Here is a 4589-nt window from a genome sequence, read left to right as displayed (position 1 = left end):
GTCGAGCACTCGCCCCTTGCGCACGTTGACGATCTCGTCGAATGCCGCGGCCGCCGTGGAAAGACTGTCGAGGAGGCCGATCCGGCGCAGCTTGTCGATCTGGTCGCCGGCGATCTTCTCGACACGGAACTCGCGCGGAAAAACGGGGTGGCGGTCGATCAGCGTGACACGGTAGCCTGACCGGCCGAGGAGAGTCGCGGCAAGTGTCCCGGAGAGCCCGCCGCCGACGACAGCGATCTCCGTGTCGGTTCCCTCCGGCAGCGGACGCAGCGAATGTTCGGCTGTCATTGGGAATACCTCAACAGGGCATAAAGGGCACGGGGATTGGTGGTGAAGTAGCGCCAGAACAGCCGGCGCGGCTCCATCAACATGCGCCACAGCCATTCGAAACCCGCCTTCTGGACCCAGAGCGGGGCGCGCCGGACCTTGCCGGCAATATGGTCGAACAGCCCTCCGGAAGTCTTGATCACACCGACATTCGAGAGCCGCGAGCCAAAATCGCGGACAAAGATCTGCTCGCGCGGCACGCCGAGGCCGAGCCACAAAATGTCCGGTGCAAGCGCGTCGATCTCTTCGAGCTTTTTCTCGAGTGCTTCGCCGGTCAGGTAGCCGTGGCTGTGGCCGACGATGCGCAGGCGCGGATAGCTGGCTTTGATGGCGGCCACGGCCTTGGCGTTCCCGGCCTCAGTCGATCCAAGCAGGTAGAAGGTCGCGGCCTCGTTCTCGGCGAGCTTTGCGACATCGTGGAACAGATCGGTGGTGGCCACCCGTTCCGGCAACCGCGTGCAGCACAATAGGCGCGAGGCGAGCACAAGTGGCTGGCCGTCGGCGAAGATCTGATCGGCTTCGCGGAAGAGGGCGGCGATCTCCGATTTCGCGCGAGCCTGGGCGATGACCTCGCCGTTGACGGAGGTGAAGTAGTAGGGACGGCTGCCATGGCGGTGCTGCCGCGCCGCCGCGAGCATCAAGCGGGCGGCGCCCTGCCGGTCGATCACGGTGACAGGCAGCCCGCCAAGCTGCACCGTCGGCAGTGCAGGCAGGTCCTGCCGGGAAGGGGCTGCTTCTAGCGCTGCCACGGCGGTCACGCTTGGACGTCCGGTCGAAGTCTGGTGCTGCAGCCGCGGAAAACGAGAGGTCTCATGGTTCAGATGTTGGCTGGAGTGGAGCGGATCCGATCCGCCGGTCGTAACGCTGTGTTGTTCAAAATCTCTTTTTGAAGTTTCTAAAACTTTTCGCATAGGAGAAGTCGCCCCATTCTCCGGTAGTTCGAACTACCTCCTTCATGGCACCATACGTAAAAAAATCAAAAAGTTAAGCGACATGTTAATAGTTAGTTAATATGGACAATTTGAATCGAAATATAAATCAGTTTAAACCTTTTGACCTCGACTTCACTTGCTTTTGGGTGATTTTGAACCTGCGTTTTCAACACGAATGCGATGCGATCGCCACTGGTGCGACCACATTGCAATGCCAACGAGCTCCTGATCTATCCTGGGTGATCGTCGGGGCCACGAAAATCAGTTGTGAGGCGGGGAGCGACATTCATGGCGCCGCCTGACGGGCAAAGCGGAAATCGTCCGGCGTCAGCTACTCCGGCAAAGGCCAAGACCGATCTTCATGCCTCTATTTCACACCGATGCCGGCGGTCAGGCCGCCGTCTATCTTGTAATCCGCGCCGGTGCAGAAGCTCGCTCTGGAGGAGCACAGAAAGGCGATGAGTTCGGCCACTTCTTCTGGTTCGCCGATGCGGCCAAGCGGATGCGCCGCACCGAAGCGCCTGTACGCTTCCTCGACATCGGCATCGCTGCCGGTTTCGCCACGCGCGGCCTTCTCCAGGATCGGTGTGCGGATCGAGCCTGGGCTGACCGAATTGACCCGGATGCCAGCCGCCGCGTAATCCAGCGCCAGCGAACGCGTCAGCGTATGGATTGCGCCCTTGGTCGTGGCATAGGCGGCGACGTTCTGCTGACAGGCGAAACCCTGCACCGAGGCGACATTGACGATGGCGCCGCCACCGCGACGGATCATTTCGGGGATGCCGTAATGCGCCGTCAGGTAGATCGAGCCGACATTGACCGTCATGGCCTTGTTCCATGTTTCCCAGTCGGTCGTGGTCGCGGTTCCGTAGGGATGGACGGCCGCCGAATTGACGATCACGTCGAGGCCGCAGAACCGTGCGACCCCGGCAGCGACGGCATCGCGGACCTGGTCCGCCACGGAGACGTCGGTGTCGACGACCAGCGCGCCGGCTTCGGAACTTTCCAGCTCCGCTCTCATTGCCGCATTGGCCGAGCGGTCGATGCCGCAGGCGATGATCGCAGCACCCCCTGCGGCGAGGCGCCTGGCGGTTGCCAGACCGATTCCCGTCGTCCCCGTCACCAGGGCGACCTTGCCAACAAAATCCTTCATTGCGGGAACTCCTTCAGTCACGTGTCGGAACCCGGCTCTTCCGGCAGGAATCGCAGGGCGAAATCCAGATGGCGGCTCATCAGGTAGGCGTAGGCCACCCTGTCGCGCGCGCGCAGGGCGGCGACGATCTCGCCATGCGCGGCGCGGGTGTCGGCCAGGACCGGGCGCATCTCCTTGCCGATGGTCATGATCCGCAGGATCACCGGGGAAAGGAAGGAATACATGTCCGACAGCATGCGGTTGTCCGCCAGCCCGATCAACGCCATGTGGAAGTCGAAATCATTCTCGGCGGCTTCCTCGATCGAGCGGCTCTCGACGATCCGCGCGTTGACCGCGTCGAGCGCTTCGATCTGCTCGTTGGTGGCGTTGAGCACGATGTGGTCGCCGATGCCGACTTCGATGATGCGCCTGAAGCCCTGAATGTCGGCGAAGGAGGAGCGCGAGACATCCATATGCGCGGCAAAGAAATTCTGGATGGCGATGCCATGCCCGTCCGCGAGCACAGCCCCGACGCGGGGTTTCGGTTCGATCAGCCCGTAGGTCCGGATAGCGCGCAAAGCCTCGCGCACGGTGTTGCGACTGGCGCCGGTGATCTCGCTGAGCTCGCGCTCTGTCGGCAGCACGTCGCCGACATTCAGCTGCCGCGAGCGGATGAGATCGAGGATCCGCCCGGCCGCGGCATCGACCGCCGAGCTGCCGCCGGCGTGGCGGCGGGCGCCGCTCTCGCGCGCGGCGTGAGAATTTTCCAATGACGAATCTCCCAAATTGTTGGACCAGGATATCCCAAGATTCCGGGAAAACAATCGAGTTGGACGCCGTCTCGATCAGTTTACCGCGCTACCTGTCGGCCGTCAGGCGTTCGAGAAAGCCGAAATTGTCGATTGACTCTCATCCTGGTCCAACAATAAGTTTCCGCTCTCTCTCAAAGGAAGGCAGCAAATGGAGCAGTGCTGGCGTTGGTATGGCCCGGACGATCCGGTGACGCTGGATCACGTCAAGCAGGCCGGGGCGACGGGCGTCGTCTCGGCGCTGCACGACATCTATGACGGGCGCGCCTGGCCGCTAGAAAACATCCTGGAGCGCAAGCGGATCATCGAGGCGGCGGGGCTGACCTGGTCGGTCGTCGAGAGCATCCCCGTCCACAACTCGATCAAGATCGGCTCGCCGGAACGGCTGCGCTATGTCGGCTTTTACAAGGATACGATCCGAGCGCTGGCGAAGGCCGGCATCGCGACGATCTGCTACAATTTCATGCCTGTGGTCGACTGGACCCGCACCGATCTGGCGTATCGCCTTCCGACGACGGGTTATGCATTGCGTTTCGACGCGATCGATTTCGCGGCCTACGACCTGTTCGTGCTGAAGCGACGGAATGCCGAGGCCGGCTACAGCGCCGCGCGCATCGCCGAAGCGGAAGCGCGATTGAAAGAGCTCAGCGACGAGAAAATCGACCGGATCGAGCGTAACCTTATCGCCGGACTGCCCGCCACCGAGCGCAGCTACAACCGGGACAGTTTTCGCGAGGCCTTGGCCGAGTACGATTCGATTGGGCCAAGGGAATTGCGCGACAATCTCGCCTGGTTCCTGCGCGAGATTATTCCGGTCGCCGAACAGGAAGGGGTGCGCATGTGCATCCATCCCGACGATCCGCCCTTCTCGCTCTACGGCCTGCCGCGCATCGTTTCGACAGCTGAAGATGCGCGGTTCATCCTCAATGCCGTGGAGAGCCCGGAAAACGGGCTGACATTCTGCACAGGCTCCTACGGCACGCGCGCCGACAACGACATCGTTGCCATGGTCAAGGAGTTCGCCGGCCGCATCCATTTCGTCCATCTGCGCAACGTCACCATCGAGGATGACGGCTCCTTCTATGAGGCCGAACATCTCGAGGGCGGCACCGACATGGCGCATGTCATCCTCGCCCTGATGCAGGAGGAAGCGCGCCGTCGGAAGGAAGGCCGCGCCGACTGGCGCATTCCGATGCGACCCGATCACGGACATCTACTCGCCGATGACATCGGCAAGACCAGGATCAATCCCGGTTATTCGCTGATCGGCAGGCTGAAGGGCCTCGCCGAACTGCGCGGCATCATGCGGGCCGTCGAACGGTTCGGGCTGGCATAGAATCGAAACTTTCCACCCACATTACCGGCGAGCGCAATTCGCTGCATAATGAC

General features: G+C 62.0%; 5 protein-coding genes. 1 reads left to right on the top strand and 4 read right to left on the bottom strand.

The genetic code is table 11. From position 1 onward, the window contains the following. From EOA60_RS19795 to EOA60_RS19780, 4 genes are all read right to left on the bottom strand, one after another. Window positions 1-288, bottom strand: a 288-nt coding sequence (locus tag EOA60_RS19795) for an FAD-dependent monooxygenase (RefSeq protein ID WP_164899414.1), incomplete at its 3' end; no start/stop codon positions are given. Then, a complete protein-coding gene (locus EOA60_RS19790; protein ID WP_245322278.1) occupies window positions 285-965 on the bottom strand; it encodes a WecB/TagA/CpsF family glycosyltransferase in 681 nt (226 codons plus the stop codon). The genes EOA60_RS19790 and EOA60_RS19795, both read right to left, overlap by 4 nt. Window positions 966-1626: 661 nt before the next feature. Continuing rightward, window positions 1627-2412, bottom strand: a complete 786-nt coding sequence (locus EOA60_RS19785; RefSeq protein ID WP_095823341.1) for an SDR family oxidoreductase — start codon at window positions 2410-2412, stop codon at window positions 1627-1629. A gap of 17 nt (window positions 2413-2429) precedes the next feature. Then, window positions 2430-3161 carry an FCD domain-containing protein gene (locus tag EOA60_RS19780; RefSeq protein ID WP_095823340.1) on the bottom strand — a complete coding sequence of 244 codons (732 nt, stop codon included), beginning with the start codon at window positions 3159-3161 and terminating at the stop codon, window positions 2430-2432. A 190-nt stretch (window positions 3162-3351) separates the two neighbouring features. On the opposite strand from EOA60_RS19780, the gene uxuA reads away from it, so the two are divergent. Continuing rightward, window positions 3352-4536 (top strand): mannonate dehydratase, encoded by a 1185-nt coding sequence (gene uxuA / locus EOA60_RS19775; protein WP_095823339.1) that lies wholly within the window; start codon window positions 3352-3354, stop codon window positions 4534-4536. The last annotated feature ends 53 nt before the right edge of the window (window positions 4537-4589 follow it).

It is taken from the genome of Mesorhizobium sp. M1A.F.Ca.IN.020.06.1.1, from assembly GCF_004023265.1.
Classification (GTDB): Bacteria; Pseudomonadota; Alphaproteobacteria; order Rhizobiales; family Rhizobiaceae; genus Mesorhizobium.
The sequence above is the reverse complement of the archived record's forward strand: the minus strand, read 5'-3'. Positions and strand labels throughout refer to the sequence as shown.

Excerpts from the sequence above, each read along its gene's own strand:
- EOA60_RS19790 (WP_245322278.1), bottom strand. The coding sequence starts at position 965 with ATGCTCGCGGCGGCGCGGCAGCACCGCCATGGCAGCCGTCCCTACTAC.
- EOA60_RS19785 (WP_095823341.1), bottom strand. The coding sequence starts at position 2,412 with ATGAAGGATTTTGTTGGCAAGGTCGCCCTGGTGACGGGGACGACGGGA.
- uxuA (WP_095823339.1), top strand. The coding sequence starts at position 3,352 with ATGGAGCAGTGCTGGCGTTGGTATGGCCCGGACGATCCGGTGACGCTG.